General features: G+C 67.6%; 15 protein-coding genes. 8 read left to right on the top strand and 7 right to left on the bottom strand.

Going from position 1 to position 16,475, the window contains the following annotated elements; genetic code table 11:
* Positions 1-3: 3 nt before the first annotated feature.
* Positions 4-2,097 carry a hydantoinase/oxoprolinase family protein gene (locus ACSFBL_RS02685; protein WP_435514193.1) on the bottom strand — a complete coding sequence of 698 codons (2,094 nt, stop codon included), beginning with the start codon at positions 2,095-2,097 and terminating at the stop codon, positions 4-6.
* Between the two features lie 117 nt (positions 2,098-2,214).
* Between ACSFBL_RS02685 and ACSFBL_RS02680 the strand changes: the two genes are divergently transcribed.
* Complete coding sequence (locus tag ACSFBL_RS02680) at positions 2,215-3,117, top strand: LysR family transcriptional regulator (RefSeq protein ID WP_435514192.1); 903 nt, start codon at positions 2,215-2,217, stop codon at positions 3,115-3,117.
* Between the two features lie 26 nt (positions 3,118-3,143).
* On the opposite strand, the gene ACSFBL_RS02675 is transcribed toward ACSFBL_RS02680, so the two are convergent.
* The gene (locus tag ACSFBL_RS02675; RefSeq protein ID WP_435514191.1) at positions 3,144-3,698 is read right to left on the bottom strand and encodes a carboxymuconolactone decarboxylase family protein; all 555 of its coding nucleotides are present in this window, start codon (positions 3,696-3,698) and stop codon (positions 3,144-3,146) included.
* A 71-nt stretch (positions 3,699-3,769) separates the two neighbouring features.
* On the opposite strand from ACSFBL_RS02675, the gene ACSFBL_RS02670 reads away from it, so the two are divergent.
* Positions 3,770-4,093: a winged helix-turn-helix transcriptional regulator gene (locus ACSFBL_RS02670; RefSeq protein ID WP_435514190.1), complete on the top strand. Its 324-nt coding sequence runs from the start codon at positions 3,770-3,772 to the stop codon at positions 4,091-4,093.
* Between the two features lie 10 nt (positions 4,094-4,103).
* Here the strand turns inward: ACSFBL_RS02670 and phaZ are convergent, their stop codons facing one another.
* From phaZ to ACSFBL_RS02655, 3 genes are read right to left on the bottom strand one after another with little or no spacing between them, the layout of a single operon-like run.
* Positions 4,104-5,033, bottom strand: coding sequence for a poly(3-hydroxyalkanoate) depolymerase (phaZ, locus tag ACSFBL_RS02665; protein ID WP_435514189.1), 930 nt, complete (start codon positions 5,031-5,033; stop codon positions 4,104-4,106).
* Between the two features lie 9 nt (positions 5,034-5,042).
* Complete coding sequence (locus tag ACSFBL_RS02660; RefSeq protein WP_435514188.1) at positions 5,043-6,899, bottom strand: alpha/beta fold hydrolase; 1,857 nt, start codon at positions 6,897-6,899, stop codon at positions 5,043-5,045.
* Positions 6,900-6,927: 28 nt separating this feature from the next.
* Positions 6,928-7,398 (bottom strand): MaoC family dehydratase, encoded by a 471-nt coding sequence (locus ACSFBL_RS02655; protein WP_435514187.1) that lies wholly within the window; start codon positions 7,396-7,398, stop codon positions 6,928-6,930.
* Positions 7,399-7,567: 169 nt separating this feature from the next.
* On the opposite strand from ACSFBL_RS02655, the gene ACSFBL_RS02650 reads away from it, so the two are divergent.
* The 5 genes from ACSFBL_RS02650 to ACSFBL_RS02630 all read left to right on the top strand — a co-directional run bounded on the left by ACSFBL_RS02650 (position 7,568) and on the right by ACSFBL_RS02630 (position 13,023).
* The gene (locus tag ACSFBL_RS02650; protein ID WP_435514186.1) at positions 7,568-8,602 is read left to right on the top strand and encodes an AraC family transcriptional regulator; all 1,035 of its coding nucleotides are present in this window, start codon (positions 7,568-7,570) and stop codon (positions 8,600-8,602) included.
* A 119-nt stretch (positions 8,603-8,721) separates the two neighbouring features.
* On the top strand, positions 8,722-10,359 hold the full coding sequence (locus tag ACSFBL_RS02645) for an AMP-binding protein (RefSeq protein WP_435514185.1): 1,638 nt from the start codon (positions 8,722-8,724) through the stop codon (positions 10,357-10,359).
* 117 nt (positions 10,360-10,476) lie between these two features.
* Positions 10,477-11,106 (top strand): DUF2652 domain-containing protein, encoded by a 630-nt coding sequence (locus ACSFBL_RS02640; RefSeq protein WP_435514184.1) that lies wholly within the window; start codon positions 10,477-10,479, stop codon positions 11,104-11,106.
* Positions 11,107-11,181: 75 nt separating this feature from the next.
* Positions 11,182-12,648, top strand: coding sequence for an esterase-like activity of phytase family protein (locus tag ACSFBL_RS02635; RefSeq protein WP_435514183.1), 1,467 nt, complete (start codon positions 11,182-11,184; stop codon positions 12,646-12,648).
* Between the two features lie 183 nt (positions 12,649-12,831).
* Positions 12,832-13,023, top strand: a complete 192-nt coding sequence (locus ACSFBL_RS02630; protein ID WP_435514182.1) for a hypothetical protein — start codon at positions 12,832-12,834, stop codon at positions 13,021-13,023.
* A 58-nt stretch (positions 13,024-13,081) separates the two neighbouring features.
* On the opposite strand, the gene ACSFBL_RS02625 is transcribed toward ACSFBL_RS02630, so the two are convergent.
* Positions 13,082-14,383 carry an MFS transporter gene (locus ACSFBL_RS02625; RefSeq protein WP_435514181.1) on the bottom strand — a complete coding sequence of 434 codons (1,302 nt, stop codon included), beginning with the start codon at positions 14,381-14,383 and terminating at the stop codon, positions 13,082-13,084.
* 49 nt (positions 14,384-14,432) lie between these two features.
* Complete coding sequence (locus ACSFBL_RS02620) at positions 14,433-15,446, bottom strand: aldo/keto reductase (RefSeq protein ID WP_435514180.1); 1,014 nt, start codon at positions 15,444-15,446, stop codon at positions 14,433-14,435.
* A gap of 96 nt (positions 15,447-15,542) precedes the next feature.
* Between ACSFBL_RS02620 and ACSFBL_RS02615 the strand changes: the two genes are divergently transcribed.
* Entirely contained in the window at positions 15,543-16,442 is a 900-nt protein-coding gene (locus ACSFBL_RS02615; RefSeq protein WP_435514179.1) for a LysR family transcriptional regulator, read from the top strand.
* Positions 16,443-16,475: the final 33 nt, after the last annotated feature.

The raw sequence follows: 16,475 nt of genomic DNA, 5'->3' as shown, positions 1-16,475 counted from the left end.
TGCTCACAGGATGGGGGTCAGGTCGATGCGGATGCTGCCGGTGTCGTCGAGATGGGCGCGTGCACCGGGCGGCACCACGACGGTGGTGTCGTATTCCTCGATCACGAGCGGCCCGTGGCAGGGTGCGAGGCCGGTCCGGCGGATGATGGGCGTGTCCTGCCATCCCCAGCGGGCGCCGAAGTAGACCTTGCGGCTGCCGAGTGCGCCACTGCGCAACGGCGCCAGCGCGGGCTTGACGCTCTCGGCATTTACCGCCGCCGTGCCGCCGCTGCGCGAGCGCACACGCAGGCGCAGGTTGACGATCTGCACGGTCTCGTCCGGGCTGCAGTAGCCGTAGGTGCGCTCGTGCTCTTCGTGGAAAGCCTTCGTGGCCACCGCGATGGACGCGGGCTCGATCGGCAGGCGCAAGGGCACCGCGATCTCCGAGCTCTGGCCCCGGTAGCGCAGGTCGAGCTGGTGCGTGAGTTCGCTGTGGGCCGGCGCGACGCCTTCGGCATGCATCAGCTCGTCGGCCTCGGCGCGCAGCAGGTGGAGCAGGTTGCCGATGCGTTCCAGGTCGGCGCTGTCCGCGTCCATCGCGCAGGTGCGCACGAGCCGGTGCTCGATGCGCGTGAACAGCAGGCCGAAGGCACTGAACACGCCCGGTGCCGGCGGCACCACGATGTGGGCGATGCCCGCGTGCAGCGCGAGCGAGGCCGCATGCACCGGTCCGCTGCCGCCGAAGGCGACCATCGTGAAATCACCGGGCGCGCGGCCGATCTCGCTGGTCACGGCCTGCACCGCGCGCACCATGGTGGCATCGGCCACCGCGTGGATGCCGTGCGCGGCTTCATGGACCTCGATGCCGAGCGGTTGCGCGATGTGCCGACGGATCGCGGCCTCGGCCGCGGCGCTGTCGATCGGCATTGCCCCGTCGAGCAGATGGCTGCGGCTCAGGAAGCCGAGCACCACGTTCGCGTCGGTGACGGTCGGCACGTCGCCGCCGAGACCGTAGCAGGCGGGGCCCGGCACCGAGCCCGCGCTCCGGGGTCCGACGCGCAAGGCGCCGCCGGCATCGATCCACGCGAGGCTGCCGCCACCGGCGCCGATTTCGGCCAGGTCGATGGCCGGCGCGCGAACGACGTAGCCGCCTCCGCTCAGCAGTCGCTGGCCGGCGTTGAGCGCGGCGCCGACCTCCAGCTCCGCGGTCAGCCGCGGCTCGCCGTTCTCGATCAGGCAGGCCTTGGCGGTGGTGCCGCCCATGTCGAACGCGATGATGTTGGCGATGCCGAGCAGCTTGCCAAGTGCCGCCGCGCCCACCGCGCCCGCGGCCGGGCCGGATTCGATGCAGTACGCGGGCAGTTGCCGGGCGGTGCCCGCCTTCATCACGCCGCCGGCCGACTGCATGATCATCAGCGGCGCGGTGACCCGTGCGGCCTCCAGGCCGCGTTCGAGCCGTCCCAGGTACGCGTCGACGACCGGCTTCACGAAGGCATTCACGACCGTCGTGCTCGTGCGTTCGAACTCCCGGATCTCGGGCAGGACCTGGTGCGAGGCCGAGACCACCAGTTGCGGTGCGCGCTGGCGCGCGATTTCGAGCAGGCGCCGCTCGTGGCGGGGATCGACGTACGCGTGCAGCAGGCAGATCGCAATGGATTCGACACCGGACGCCACCAGCGAGTCGATCGCGCGGGCGGCATCGTCCTCGTCGAGGGCTGTCACCACCTCGCCCGTCGCCGACAGGCGTTCGCTCACTTCGAGGCGCAGGCTGCGGCGCACCAGCGGCACGGGCTTGTCCCACTCCATGTCGTAGAGCCGGGGCATGCGCAGGCGGCCGATCTCGAGCACGTCGCGAAAGCCTCGCGTGGTGATCAGGCCGACCTTGGCACCGGTGCGGGTCAGCAGGGCGTTGGTGGCGACCGTGAAGGCATGGACCATGCGCTCGACCGAGGCCGGCGCGAGCACCCCGCCGGAGACCATCCGGGCGATGCCGCCCAGGATGCCCTCGCTGTAGTCGTGGGGCGTCGAGAGGACCTTGAGCGTCCGGATGTTGTCCTTCGCATCGGTCACCACCAGGTCGGTGAAGGTCCCGCCGACGTCGAATCCGATCTGTTGCATGCTGCCCTTCGTGATAGGCCCCGGGAATCAACGGGGCGTGCTGGGCGCAACTTTAGGAGGGCGGCGGGTCGGGCAGGTAATCGGAAATCGGCGTGCCGGTGATAAGATTTTCTGATCATGCGCGCCTCCATCGCCCAGCTCGAAGCCTTCTACTGGATCGCGCGTCTCGGCAGTTTTCATGCGGCGGCGCGCCACCTGCACGTCACGCAGCCCACCATCTCGGCGCGCATCGCCGAACTCGAGGCCACCCTCGACACCAGGCTCTTCCATCGCACGCGCCAGCGTGCCGAACTGACCGCGCGGGGGCGCGGCATCGTCGAGCCGGTGGACCGCATGCTCAAGCTCAGCGACGACATCGCGGCGCACAGCCAGAGCGGGCGGAGCCTGCGCGGGCTGTTGCGGCTGGGAGCGGTCGAATCGGTCGCGCTGATGACCCTGCCGAGCCTCCTGCCGCGCTTCGTGGCCCGCTATCCGGAGCTCAAGGTCGAACTCACGCTCGACGTGGGCGCCGCGCTCAATCGAAAGCTCAATGCCAGCGAACTGGACGTCGCGGTGCTGACGGACCCGCAGGTCAGCGACGCGGTCACCGTCGAGGCGGTCGGCCTGATCGAACTTGCATGGTTCGCGGCACCGCAGTTGAAGCTTCCCCATCGCGCGCTCAAGCCTGCGGACCTGCGCAATGTCCCGATCCTCACGATGCCGGAGCCGTCGACGATCTACCGGGCCATCCGCAACTGGTTCGACGCCGCCGGCATCGAACCCGCGCGCATGAGCACCTGCAACTCGTTGACGCTGATGGCGCGCCTGGTGGCGGCCGGTCAGGGGGCCGCCGTGCTCCCGACCGCCATGGTGCGCAACGAGGTCGAGAGTGGCCAGCTGCGCTTGCTGCCCGCGACGTCGCCGGTGGCGCCGGGCACCCTCGTCGTGGCTTATGCCGGGCCCGCGCATCGCTACCGGCCCTTGGTGCGAACGATCGTCGAGTCATTGCAGGAAAGCGAATTGACGGCGCCGGCCCCGTAGCGCCATCGCTCCTGCGCCTGAGCGTTCTATTGGGCGGCCGGAACGGGAAAGCGCGCCGCGCCCGGCTCAGCGGGCAGGCGCAAGGCGTTGGTCAGATAGCTGACGGTGCGATAGAAACCGGCCAGCAGGAGCAGTTCGAGCATCGCCTCGTCGCTGAACGCGGACTTCAGCGACGCCCAGAGCGCGTCGTGGATCGTGCACTCGCCATGCAGCATGTCGCAAAGCTCGAGCAGCAGCCTGTCCTCGACGCTCCAGCAGGAATCCCCCGGGCGCCCCGAGGCCAGCGAGACGACCTGGGCCTCGTCGAAGCCGGCGTGCGCGGCGAACAGCGCGATGTGCACGCCCCATTCGTATTCCGAGCTGCACAGTGCCGTGGTTCGCGTGATGACGAGCTCGCGCTGTCGCAGCGTGAGGTTGCCGCGGTCGAGCAGCCCGCCCGCGAAGAACTTGTGAAACAGGCGAGGGTCCCTGGCGAGCGTCGTGAAGAGCAGCAGGGGCGGTTTGCCACGCATGAGCCCGTCGAGCGCGGCCTGGATGCCGGCGGCGAAGGGCGGCTCTGCAGGAGCGATGCGAGCAGTCATGGTTCGACCTCGAGCGTCTGCTACATTTTCTAAAGCACCGACTCTATCGATCCCGCTCTGAAAAGTAAAGCATGACTGTTCCGAAGCCTGGCGCCCCCGTGCGCGGTTCGAAGACCGGTCGCCCCATCATGGTGGCGCTGGACCTGCTGGGTCGACGCTCGACGCTTCGGATTCTCTGGGAACTTCGCGCCGAGCGGCTGACGTTCCGCGCGCTGCAGGAGGCGTGCGAGACCAATTCCAGCCTGTTGAACACCCGGCTCGCGGAGCTGAGGGAACTGGGTCTGGTGGCGCATGACGAGGGGGGCTATGGCCTGACCGAGGAGGGGCGCAAGTTGAGCGTGGCGCTGACGCCTCTGAGCCATTGGGCGCGGCAGTGGAAGCCCACGGCGCGTTGAGCCGCGCCTCTCAGCCTTCGGCAGGACGCGCCGACCTGCCCGACGTGCCGCGCACGCTGCCTTCGGTGAGGAATGCCTGGATGACCGGCGCGACCTGTTGCGCGCCCGTCAGCAGAAAGAGGTGGCCGTCGTCCACCACATGAAGCCGCGCATGGCGCATCAGCAAGGCCTGCATGCGCGCATTGACCAGCGGCACGAGCGGATCGTCATTGCCGGCCAGGATCAGCGTCGGGTGATGGATGCGCCAGAGCCAGGGGAGGCTGCTCCAGCCCAGCATGGCCAGCATCTGGTAGCGGTAGCCGCGTGGGTGGCCGCCGCGCGCGTGCCGCGTGAAGTGCTCGATGGCCTGGGGGCTACGCCGCAGTTTGCCCCCGTAGATGTCGGGCGCCACCCGGCGCATGTAGCCGCGGTCGGTGTAGCGGCGCGGGCTGATCATCTTCCACAGCACGCCGGGACGGCCCGGCACCATGGTGATGCCGCCCATCGACGTGGCCGCCAGGATGAGCCGCCCGACCCGCGCCGGGTACTGGATCGCGAACTGCTGCGCCAGGCCGCCGCCCCAGGAGACGCCCAGCACGTCGACCTGTGCGTAGCCCAGGTGGTCGAGCAGCCGCGCTGCAATCCTCGCGAGCCAGAACAGGCGGTATGGACCTTTGGGCGGCGGCGACTGGCCGGCGCCGGGCACGTCGAAGACGAGTGTCTCGATCCCATCCAACGCCGCAAGCAGCGGCCCCACCAGTTCGAGGTTGGCACCGATGCCGTTGAAGGCAAGCAGCGGCCGGCCGCCCGAGCCCGGACGGATGCCGACGCGCAACGTCTGGCGGCCGATGCGCACCGTGCCTACATGCAGCCCGGTGACGGGGTCGAGTCGGGCCTCATCGAGGCGTTCGACGGCGGACGCGACGCGGGTGTCCGGATCTTGTGCTTTGGAATGGGCCATGCGACGCACTCAGGCCTCCAGCACATAGTCGCCCGGCGCCGCGGCACCCGGCCTGTGCACCCGGCTGCCCAGCTTCTTCGGCGCCGGCACGCGGCCGCCCGAACGCGCATGCATCCAGTCCATCCAGTGCGGCCACCAGCTGCCGTCGACGCGCTGCGCGCCGGCCGCCCAGGCATCGCAGTCTTCGCCGCCCACCTGGCCGGTCAGGAAGAAGGACTTCGCCTGTCCCGGCGGGTTGATGATGCTCTGCAGGTGCCCCGCGTTGGCCAGGGTGAAGGTGCTCTTCGGGCCGTAGATGCGCGCCGTGGGGTAGCAGGCCTTCCACGGCGTGATGTGATCGGTGATGCCGGCCACCACGTAGGCTTCGACATCCACCTTGCGCATGTCGATCGGCTCGCCCAGCACCTTCATCTCGCCGGCGTTCACGAACGGGCTGCGCTCCATGATGTCCAGCAGGTCGGAATGGAATGCGGCCGGCAGTCGCGTGGTGTCCGCATTCCAGTAGAGGATGTCGAAGGCCGGCGGGTCATTGCCCAGCAGGTAGTTGTTGACCCAGTAGTTCCAGATCAGGTCGTTGGGCCGCATCCAGGCGAAGACGCGGGCGAGTTCGGCGCTGTCGACGTAGCCCTTGCGCTTCACGTTGGCCCGCAGCAGCGCCAAGCTCTGCTCGGAGACCAGCAGGCCCATCGCGGTGTCCCGCGTCAGCTCGGGATCGAGCGTGCAGACGGGGCTCACGATGTTGGCCACCTTCTTCTGACCGGTCGCGGCAAGCCAGCCCAGGTAGGACGCGGCGGTCATGCCGCCGGAGCACGCGCCCCAGAGGGAGATGTCCGGGCTGCCGGTGATCTGCCGGGCGGCGTCGACCGCCTCGTCGAGCGCCTGCACGTAGGTCGACATGTCCCAGTGGCGATGTTCGAGCGTCGGGTTGCGCCAGCTCACTGCGAAGAGCTGGATGCCATTCTTCACCGCGAACTGCACCAGGCTCTTTTCCGGCGAAAGGTCCATCGCGTAGAACTTGTTGACCTGCGGCGGGCAGATCACCAGCGGCCGGGCGTACACCTCGGACGTGCGGGGCGCGTACTGGATCAGCTCGAGCACCTCGTTCCTGAACACCACCCGGCCTTCGGACAGCCCGAGATTGCGGCCGAGTTCGAACTTCGACTTGTCGACCGAGGACGGCAGGCCGTGGTTGTGGCGCAAGTCGTGCACCAGGTTCTTCACGCCCCGGGCCAGGCTCGCGCCGCCCGTGTCGATCGCCTTCTTCAGCGCGCCGGGGTGGAGCAGGGTGTTGCTCGGCGAAATGCTGTCGACGTACATCGATGCCACGAGTTGCGCGCGCGCCTTGTCGCGGGCGTCGAGCTTGCTGTCGCCGATAAAGCGGCCGAGTTCGCTCGACGTCGCCGCGTGCGCCTGCACGAGGCGCCTGAGCACGGCGTTGCTGCGCCATGCCGGGTCGGCGAAGCGCTTGTCGTTGTCCTCGGGCGCGTGCGTCGACCGGCCGGTCGCCACCTTGCCCAGTTCCAGGGCATAGGCGCCCCAGTGACGCGCCGCCGAGATTGGCTGCCTGACAGCGCTGCCCACCAGCGTCTGCGCGGCCGCACCGATATCGGCCAGGCGCACGCCGATCAGCGGATTGATCGCCAGCGTCGAGCGCGAGGCGACCTCGGCCAGCCGGTCGATGGTCTCCTGCACGGTGGCCTTGGTGTCGGCGGCCTGCGTCGGATCCGCCGGCACCGTCAGGGCCTGCGCCGACGGCCGGGCGCGGGGCTTCATCTGTGCGCGCTTGCGGGCAACCGGCGCCGCGCGGTTCGGTTTCCGGGTGGTTCCAGTGCCGGCGGCGTTGCCGCGGGGGGTGGTGCTGTTCATGCTTTGGCTCCGAAGGTTGGGGATGCGTTCAGGCTGCGCCGACCAGCACGGCCAGCGTCTCGGCGATCAGGGCCGGCTTCTCCTGGCCCTCGATCTCCACCGTGTTGTTCATGCGGATCAGGCGGCGTCCCTTGCCCTGGTCGGCGACGTCGGCCAGCGTGATGCGGCAGCGCACGCGGGCGCCGGACTTCACCGGCGCGATGAAGCGCACCTTGTCGAGGCCGTAGTTGAAGCAGGCGACGGCGTCGGCCGGCGCGATGCCGATGTCGCCGGCTGCGCCTGCGAGCAGCGAGAGCGTGAGATAGCCATGCGCCACGGGCCCGCCGAAGGGGCTTTCCCGGCGGGCCCGCTCGACGTCGGTGTGAATCCACTGGTTGTCGCCGGTGCAGTGCGCGAATTCGTCGATGCGCGGCTGGTCGATCGTGGTCCAGGGCGAGACGCCCAGTTCCTTTCCGATCCATTGCGGCAGGGTGTCCATTGCATAGCGCGTGGTGTCCATGGCGGTCTCCGTAGGTGCTCTTGAGGCGGGTTGTCGGGTAGAGGTATGCTAGGAATTGCCTTGCGCAACGTCATTGCCCGGCGCGGCCAGATTTATGGCTTTGCAGCGCTGGCATTGACCTGATGCGGCGCGCCAGGCCAGAAAAATCGGGAAACGGAGACAGCGCGCAATGAGCAGGAACACGACGGCTGGAGCCTGGGTGCGGGCGGTGGGCGACTTCCTTCGCGCGCAAGGCATCGACCTGCACCTGCTTTGCCGGTCCGCGGGACTGCCCGAGGAGACCCTGGATGGCGCCGCCGAAAGCATGGCAACCGAATCCATGAGCCGGGTCTGGGAAGAGGCGGTGCGCGTTTCGGCCAACCCCGGGATCTCGCTGTCGCCCAACTCGGCGGTGAGGCCGGTCAACCTCGACGTGGTGGGCTACGCGATGATGGCCTCGCCCCACCTGCTCGCCGGCATCGAGCGGATGGTGCGCTACACGCGCATCGTGAGCGAGGCGGCGACCACCGGTCTGGCCCAGGTGCCGCAAGGCTACGCGCTCACCTTCGACCTGTACGGCGGCGACCGGCCGGTGCCGCGCCAGCGCTTCGAATTCGACTTGCTGGCGCTGCTCAACTACTTCCACTGGATTTCGGGTCGCCGGCTGGCGCCGCTGGCCGTCGAGTTCGCTCATCCCGCGCCGCCGGATCCGACGCAGCACGAGCGCGCCTTCGGTTGCCCGGTTCGCTTCGATGCACCGGGGTGCCGGATGCTTTTTGCGAGCGAAGACCTCCTGCAACCGCTGTGCACCTCCAACGACATGCTGGCCAGCATGCACGACCGCTACGCCACCGAGCGGCTGGAAAGCCTGCGCAGCGACCGCATCAGCCTGCGGGCGCGTGACGTCATCATCCGCAAGCTGCCCGATGGCGAGCCGCGGCGCGAGGATGTCGCCGGGATCCTCTGCATGAGCGAGCGCACGCTGCAGCGGCGCTTTCACGACGAAGGCATCTCGTTCCAGCAGCTGCTGGACGGCACGCGCAAGGACCTTGCGCAACAGTACCTGCGCCAGCCGAACCTCTCCCTGGCGCAGACGGCGTACCTGCTCGGGTTCTCCGACCAGAGCAACCTCCACCGCGCCTGCAAGCGCTGGTTCGAAATGTCGCCCGGCCAGTATCGCGCGCGCTCCGAAGCCGACCGGCGCAGCCTGCACACGACCCATTGAGCCGGGGCGCCGATTGGCGCTTCAAAGCAAAGAAGTTGGCCGCTTCGACCACTGACGCGGCAGCCCGGGTTCCCTACGATCGACGCCAGTTCGGCAACAAAACTTCTGGAGCAATCACCATGACTTCCCGCCCCTGGTTCGACACCTACAGCAAGCTCGGCCTGCCCGCCACCATCGACGCGGATCGCCACCCTTCCGTGGTTCATCTGCTCGAAGACGCGATGACGGTCTACGCCGACAAGCCGGCCTTTCGCTCCTTCGGCCAGACACTGAGCTACGCGGACGTCGACCGCCTCTCCGCCGCGTTCGCGGCGTGGCTGCAGCAACGGCTTGGCGTCCAGCGCGGGGATCGCGTCGCGGTGATGATGCCCAATCTGCTGGCCTTCCCGATCGCCTTCATCGGCATCGCACGCGCCGGCGCGGTGCAGGTCAATGTCAACCCGCTCTACACGCCGCGCGAGCTGGAACACCAGCTCAACGATGCGGGGGCCGAGGTCATCGTGATCTTCAACGGATCGACGCCGACGCTGGCCCAGGTCATCGACAGGACCGGCATCAAGACCGTGATCACCGTCGCGCCCGGCGACGGCAGTGCGGCCGACGTGCAGGCGCCGCCGATCGATGCGCGGCTCACCGGCACCCACAACTTTGCCGACGCCCTGCGCGAAGGCATGACGATGCAGCGCCGGCCCGTGGCGCTCTCCGGCGACGATCTCCTGTTCCTGCAGTACACGGGCGGTACCACGGGCTTCTCGAAGGGCGCATGCCTTTCGCATCGCAACCTCGTGGCCAACACGGAGCAGTTCAAGGCCGTGGTCACGCCCTTGCTGGTTCCAGGCGATGAAGTGATCGTGACCGCGATCCCGCTCTATCACGTCTTCGCGTTGATGGTGAACTTCCTCACCTACTTCTCGGCCGGCGCCGACAACTGGCTGGTGGCGAACCCGCGCGACATCGACGGACTGATCGACGTGTTCAAGGAAGCCAGGCCCACCGCCTTCATGGGGGTGAACACGCTCTATGCCGGGCTTGCCATGCATCCGCGCCTTGCGGAAGTCGACTTCTCGAACCTTCGCCTCGCCGGCGGCGGCGGGGCCGCGGTGCAGGCCGCGACGTCGGAACGCTGGAAGGCCGTCACCGGCCATTTCATTCGCGAAGGCTACGGCCTCTCGGAAACCTCGCCGGTCGTGTCCTTCAATCCGGCGTCGATCGAGGAATTCAACGGAACGACCGGCCTGCCCATGCCCGGCTCCGACGTCCGCCTGCTCGACGACGACGGGAACGATGTTCCCGAGGGACGGGCCGGCGAGGTCTGCGTCAAGGGCCCGCAGGTGATGTCCGGTTACTGGAACCAGCCCGCGGCCAACGCCTCGGCCTTCACCCGGGACGGCTACTTCCGCACCGGCGACGTCGGCGAGATCGATGCCCAGGGCTACCTGAAGATCGTCGATCGCAAGAAGGACATGGTGATCGTCTCGGGCTTCAACGTGTTCCCGAACGAGATCGAGGCCGTCGCCGCCTCCTGTCCCGGCGTCGCGGAATCGGCCTGCATCGGCGTGCCGGACGAGAAGACGGGCGAGGCGCTGAAGCTGTTCGTGGTGAAGCGGCCGGGCGCCGAACTGACCGTCGAGCAGATCGGCGCGCACTGCCGCAGCGAGCTCACGGGCTACAAGATCCCGCGCCACATCCAGTTCGTCGACGCCTTGCCGAAGAGCACGGTCGGCAAGATCCTGCGGCGCGAATTGCGCGCGCTCTGAGCTCCCGCCGGGGACGCACGGAACAAGACGGGGCTACCTTCGGGGTCTTGTCGCTGCTTTGGCTGGCCTGTGTGGGCGCGTGGTTGAATGCGCTGATCCAGATCCTTGGAGCGCGCCGTGGCGACGACAGACCCCGACAACATTCTTTTCTTCATCCCGGACATCAGCGGTTTCACGAAGTTCGTGACCGAGACCGAGGTAAGCCATAGCCAGCACATCATCCAGGAGTTGCTGGAGTTGATCGTGGACGCCAACCAACTCGGGCTGGAGGTTTCCGAGTTCGAAGGCGATGCGGTGCTTTTCGTTCGTCCCGGCGCGCCGCCGTCGCTGGACGAGCTACTGGCGCAGGCACGGAAGATGTTCGTGGACTTCCATTCGCACATCAAGCGGATCGAGATCCTGCGCACGTGCACTTGCGGCGCCTGCTCCAGCGTCCATTGCCTGTCGCTCAAGTTCGTCGCTCATTTCGGGCCGGCCAGGACCATGCAGGTCAAGGGACATTCCAAGTTCATCGGCAAGAGCATCATCGTCGCGCACCGGCTGTTGAAGAACCAGGTGCCCGAGTCCGAATACCTTCTGGTGAGCGAGGAGACGCTCGACCAACTGGCGGACGCGGCCGAGACGGCGTCGTCGTTCGAGCGTGGCAACTGCAGCTACGACGAGATCGGGGAGGTCGCGTACCGGCACCATTCGATGGTGCCTTATTTGGCCGAGGCGAAGGCAACGGTCAGCGGGCCCCGTACCTGAAAGGCGCTGTCACAGAACCGTCATGACGAGCCGCGAGCATCTGCCCACGCCAAACACGGCGCACTGGAGAAGCCAATGCTCAACAAGATGTCGTTGCTGTGTGCGCTGGTCGCCGCGGCCCTGGTCCCGGCCGCGCATGCAAGCGTCGATCTGATCGCGATCGGCAGCATCAGCGGCGCCTACGAGGATCTTTCCACCCGCACCGCCGCACCGCTCGAGAACGGCGTCCCGGGCAATCGGCTGGGCGGGATCGGCTCGGGCCTGGCCTATGCGGGAGGAACGACCTTCCTGGCGTTGCCCGACCGCGGACCGAACGCCAAGCCCTACAACCCGCTCGTCGACGACACGGCGTCCTACATCGTGCGCTTCCACACCTTGCGCCTCGCGCTGTCACCGAGCGATGCCGGCTCGGCGCTGCCTTTCACCCTCACGCCGACCTTGAGGAAAACGACCCTGCTGTCGAGCCCGACGCCGCTGGTCTACGGGACCGGCGCGGGGCTCGGCAATCGCATCGATGGCGTGACGCCGCTCGGATCGGGCGCGCCGGCCCTGAACGGACCGCGCCGCTTCTACTTCACCGGTCGATCGGACAACTTCGATCCTGCCCAGCCCTCCACCCATGCGCTCAACGCGCGTCTGGACCCGGAAGGCATCCGCGTCTCCAACGATGGCGACCGTGTGTACGTCTCCGACGAGTACGGCCCCTATGTGTATGAATTCGAGCGTTCGACCGGCAAGCGGGTGCGCAGCTTCAAGCTGCCGGCAAACCTGGCGGCGACCAGGCTCAGTGCGCAGGGCGCGGTCGAGATCGCCGAGAACCCGGTCGGCCGCGTCGCCAACAAGGGTATGGAAGGACTGGCCATCACGCCCGACGGCCGGACCTTGGTGGGTTTCATGCAAGCCGCTCTCGAGCAGGACAAGAAGGGAAGCCTGCGCATCGTGACCCTCGACACCTATACCGGCGTCACCCACGAGTATGCGTACCTCCTCACCGACGGCTCGGGCGTCAGCGAGGTTCTCGCGATCAACAACCACGAGTTCCTGGTGGACGAGCGCGACGGATCCGGCAGGGCCGATACGCCGTTGCCGACCGACACCGCGTCGGCCGCCAAGATCAAGAAGCTGTACGTGATCGATCTCGACGGCGCGCGCGACGTCAGCGCGGTGTCGGGTGATCTGAGCAGCTACGCCGTGAAGAAAAGCGCGGCGCCTTTCCTCGACGTGGTCGCCAAGTTGACTGCCGCGGGCATCGATCCGCGACTGATCCCGTCGAAGATCGAAGGCATCGCGTTCGGGCAGGACGTCACGATCAATGGCGTTGTCAAGCACACGCTCTTTGTCGCGAACGACAACGACTTCCTGGCCACCATCGCGGATCCGCTCAAGCTTCCAGGCGACGGCACGCGTGGGATGGTCGACAACCCGAACCAGTTCTTCGTCTTCGCTTTCGACGATCGGGACTTGCCGCGCTATGTGCCGCAGCGGATGAACGACGATCGAGAGCGCGATCGCGATCGCGACCATGATCGCGATGAGGATTGATCGAGCGTCCGGTGTGCAGAAGCCGTGAAAGGTAGTTCACTGCTGTTGGCCGGATCGCTCCTGGTGATCCTGGCTGTTGGGCCACCCGCCTCGGCGGCCGAGGTCGATCCATTCACTGCGCCGAACGCCGCGAGTGACGACACTCCCGCAAGGCGCGCGCCGGTGACGCCAGCGAGACGGGACTTGAAAACTGCACCGGATCCCGAGTCTGGTGGTGCGATCTTCAATCCGCTGTCGCAGATGCCCGCAGCGGCAGCCAAACAACCGGAGGCCGCAGCCAAGTCCACTGCGCCGCCCGATTCGAGCGTCGCAGCCACCATCGTCGCTTTGCTCGCCGGGATTGCGACGGTGGCGCTTCTCTTGCGCAAGCTGTGATCCAAGGACAGACCCGCCCAGGGGCGACTCGGCCGATCCATTGCGGCGGGAAAAGCGCTTAGCTCAAGCCCTGGCGCACCGCCGGTTTGGTCTTCGACAGATTCGGGACCATGGCCACGCGCGCAGCTTCGTACGCGCTGTGACTGCCGGAGCGGTTCCGCGCCACGAAGAGAAACAGCCCGAGGCCCGCGAGGGTCAGCCCGAACCCCGCCCACACCGCCGACAGCAGCCCATTGCCGTGCGCGATCGTCTGGCCGCCGGCCCATGCGCCGATGGCGTTCGCCACATTGAGGGCAGCCAGGTTCATCGCGCCCATCAGCGTCGGTGCGTCCGGCGCTGCGCGAGTGAGGCGAACCTGGATCGTCGGGATGGCAATCATCATCGTGCCGCCCACCAGCATCAGGCCCACCATCAGGATCCAGGGGTTTCCACCGCCGAGCGCCAACAGCGCCAATGCAACGAGGGCACTGCCGAAGCCGGCGATCACGCCCAGTGACGGATGGCGATCCGCCATCCAGCCGCCGACGACATTGCCGGCGGTCATGCCGACGCCGAACAGGCCCAGCGCGATCGGAATCCATGCGTCTGGCAGTGATGCCTCGTCGGTGACGAAGTGTCCGATGAAGGTGTAGACGGCGAAGATGCTGGCCACGCCCAGGGCGGCCACGGCCACCATCGCCCAGACCGCGGGCCGGTTCAGGGATCGGAGTTCCTGCAGGACGGGCCCACCGTTCAGCGCCGCGCTTCGTGGCACCCACGCCCAGAGCGCCAGGAACGCCACCACGCCGAGCGCCGACACTGCAAGGTAGGCGTTTCGCCATCCGAGGTTCTGGCCGAGCAGCGTGGCGAGGGGTGACCCGACGATGGTGGCGACCGTCAAGCCCGTCATCACCAGCGCAAAGGCGCGACCGCCCTGGCCCGGCCCGACGATGTAGGAGGCGACCACCGCGCCGGCGCCGAAATACGCGCCCTGCGGAACGCCGCTCACGAAGCGTGCGAGCGTGAACATGCCCAGCCCCGTGGCCACGGCCGACAGGACATTGCCGAGAACGAAGATCGCCATCAAGGCCAGCAACAGGTCCTTGCGGTTCAGCTTCGCGGCCAGGATGGTGACGGCGGGTCCCCCAAGCACGACGCCGACGGCATAGGCCTCGATGGCATGCGTGGCGGTGGGAATATCCAGGTTCAGGCTGGCGGCGAACAGCTGAAGAATGCCCATGCTTGCGAATTCGGACGTTCCGATGCAGAACGTGCCGAGTGCGAGCGCCAGCAAGGTCAGCGTACGTCGGCTCAGTTGCCGCGCGTCGGCGCAATGCACCTGCGTCGAGGTGCACTGCGGTTCATAGGCTTCGTTCAGCATTGTTTGTCTCTCAACGGGTTGGGGGTCATGGGCGTCGCGGTGACAGGGATCAGATTCCGTGGGGCAACGGTGCGTCCGCCTGCACGAGACCGGCCTGGCGCAGTTCGCGCCAGAAGTCCGCCGGCACCACGGCTTCGAGTGCGGCGCGGTCCTCTGCAATGCGGCCCGGCTGGCTGGCGCCGGGGATGACCGCGGCGACCGCGGGGTGGGCCAGCGCGAACTGCAACCCGGCTGCCTTCATCGTCACCTCGTGGCGCTCCGCGATGGCCTTGATGGCCTGCACCCTGGCAAGGATCTCCTGGGTGGCAGGCGCGTATTCGAAGTTCGGGCCCCCGACCAGCGCGCCCGAGCTGTACGGGCCGCCGACGACGATGCCGAGCCCTTGCGCCGCCACCTGCGGCATCACGCGCTGCAGCGCCCGGGCGTGGTCCAGCAGCGTGTAGCGGCCTGCGAGCAGGAAGCCATCCGGACGAGGCCCTTCCAGACCCAGCAGCAGTTCGATCGGCTCGACCCGGTTCACGCCCAGGCCCCAGGCACGGATCACGCCTTCGTCGCGCAACCGGTCCAGCGCCTTGAAGGCGCCCTTGCGCGCCGTCTCGAACACGCCGAGCCACTCGTCACCGTAGAAGTCCTGTGCGACGTCGTGCACCCAGGCGATGTCGATGCGGTCGGTCTTCAGCCGCTTCAGGCTGTCCTCGATGGAGCGCAGGGTCGCGTCTTCCGAATAGTCGTTCACGATCCGGTTGGCGCGGCCATGCCTGAAGACATCGCCTTTCTCTCCGAGGTCGCGTGCGTTGACGTCCTCCACCTCGTCGAGGATGAGGCGGCCGACCTTGGTGCTGATGACGTACGCGTCGCGGTTCCGGGCGGCCAGCGCCTCGCCCAGACGGGCCTCCGCGAGCCCCGCGCCATAGAACGGCGCAGTGTCGAATAAGCGGATGCCGTCGTTCCACGCGGCGTCCACGGTGGCGCGTGCTTCCTCCTCGGGAATCGCGCGAAACATGTTGCCCAGGGGTGCCGTGCCGAAGCCCAGTCCGCCGGGAAGGAAGCTCTTCAAGTTCATGGTGATCTCCTGTGAATGGCCGAATGATCGGCGTCCACAAGAAATTGATCCAATGTATTTCCTCCATTCCAGATTTATCGTCAACAATATGGCTGCATGCGATACGACCTCAACCTGTTGCCCATCTTCGTGGCCCTGTTGGAAGAGCGAAGCGTCACCCGCGCCGCGGATCGCCTGGGCATGACCCAGTCGGCGCTGTCCAACGCGCTGAATCGCCTGCGCGACATGCTGAAGGACCCGCTGTTCATCCGGGAGCGCTACGGCATGCGGCCCACGCCGAAGGCCGAATCGCTGGCGCCGGCGCTGACATCGGCACTGGCTGCGCTGGACGCCGTGGTGCTTGGCCAGCAGGCCTTCGACCCGTCCCGCGCGGATCAACTGATCACGATCGCGCCGAACAGCTACGTGGAATTCGTGTTCGTGCCCGCGCTGGCGGCGCGGCTGCGCGAGATGGCGCCGGGCATCCGCCTGCGCACCTTGCCCTTCGGCGCCGACCTCACCGCGACCGGGGTCACCTCCGGTACCACGGCGATGGTGCTCGGCCGCATCACCGACGCGCCGGACAACCTGGTCGTGCAGCACATCGCGGATGACGGCCTGGCCTGCGTGGTGCGTGCCGACCATCCGAAGGTCGGCACGAAGATCACCAAGGCGCAGTACGAGCGGATGAAGCATGTGAACCTGCTGCCGGCGGGTGGGCGCCTGCGCGCGGGCCTTTTCCAGGCGCTGGAGCGGCGGGGGCTCAAGCGGGACGTCGCGGTGTCGGTCACCCACTTCATGTCGATCCCCGAGATCGTGGCCGCCACGGACTACTGTGCGACGCTGCCCAAGCTGATCTGCCGGCGCCTGGCCAGCGACACGAGGTTGAAGGTGCTGCCTGCACCGCTGGATCTGGGTACGTTTCCGATGCAAATGGCCTGGCACGTGCGCTATCGCCACGACCCCGCGCACGTCTGGCTGCGCAACCTGGTCGCGGACGTCGCGGCGTCGCTGTGACGCAACCCCGGCGTCGCGGTAGGCACGCGACTC

It is taken from the genome of Variovorax glacialis, from assembly GCF_051216375.1.
Taxonomy (GTDB): Bacteria; Pseudomonadota; Gammaproteobacteria; order Burkholderiales; family Burkholderiaceae_C; genus Variovorax.
The sequence above is the reverse complement of the archived record's forward strand: the minus strand, read 5'-3'. Positions and strand labels throughout refer to the sequence as shown.

What these genes read in the sequence shown, in the direction of transcription:
- ACSFBL_RS02645 (WP_435514185.1), top strand. Translation starts at nt 8,722, where the DNA reads ATGACTTCCCGCCCCTGGTTCGACACCTACAGCAAGCTCGGCCTGCCC.
- ACSFBL_RS02635 (WP_435514183.1), top strand. Translation starts at nt 11,182, where the DNA reads ATGCTCAACAAGATGTCGTTGCTGTGTGCGCTGGTCGCCGCGGCCCTG.
- ACSFBL_RS02670 (WP_435514190.1), top strand. Translation starts at nt 3,770, where the DNA reads ATGACTGTTCCGAAGCCTGGCGCCCCCGTGCGCGGTTCGAAGACCGGT.
- ACSFBL_RS02680 (WP_435514192.1), top strand. Translation starts at nt 2,215, where the DNA reads ATGCGCGCCTCCATCGCCCAGCTCGAAGCCTTCTACTGGATCGCGCGT.
- ACSFBL_RS02650 (WP_435514186.1), top strand. Translation starts at nt 7,568, where the DNA reads ATGAGCAGGAACACGACGGCTGGAGCCTGGGTGCGGGCGGTGGGCGAC.
- ACSFBL_RS02660 (WP_435514188.1), bottom strand. Translation starts at nt 6,899, where the DNA reads ATGAACAGCACCACCCCCCGCGGCAACGCCGCCGGCACTGGAACCACC.
- ACSFBL_RS02685 (WP_435514193.1), bottom strand. Translation starts at nt 2,097, where the DNA reads ATGCAACAGATCGGATTCGACGTCGGCGGGACCTTCACCGACCTGGTG.
- ACSFBL_RS02655 (WP_435514187.1), bottom strand. Translation starts at nt 7,398, where the DNA reads ATGGACACCACGCGCTATGCAATGGACACCCTGCCGCAATGGATCGGA.
- ACSFBL_RS02675 (WP_435514191.1), bottom strand. Translation starts at nt 3,698, where the DNA reads ATGACTGCTCGCATCGCTCCTGCAGAGCCGCCCTTCGCCGCCGGCATC.
- ACSFBL_RS02625 (WP_435514181.1), bottom strand. Translation starts at nt 14,383, where the DNA reads ATGCTGAACGAAGCCTATGAACCGCAGTGCACCTCGACGCAGGTGCAT.
- ACSFBL_RS02615 (WP_435514179.1), top strand. Translation starts at nt 15,543, where the DNA reads ATGCGATACGACCTCAACCTGTTGCCCATCTTCGTGGCCCTGTTGGAA.
- phaZ (WP_435514189.1), bottom strand. Translation starts at nt 5,033, where the DNA reads ATGGCCCATTCCAAAGCACAAGATCCGGACACCCGCGTCGCGTCCGCC.
- ACSFBL_RS02620 (WP_435514180.1), bottom strand. Translation starts at nt 15,446, where the DNA reads ATGAACTTGAAGAGCTTCCTTCCCGGCGGACTGGGCTTCGGCACGGCA.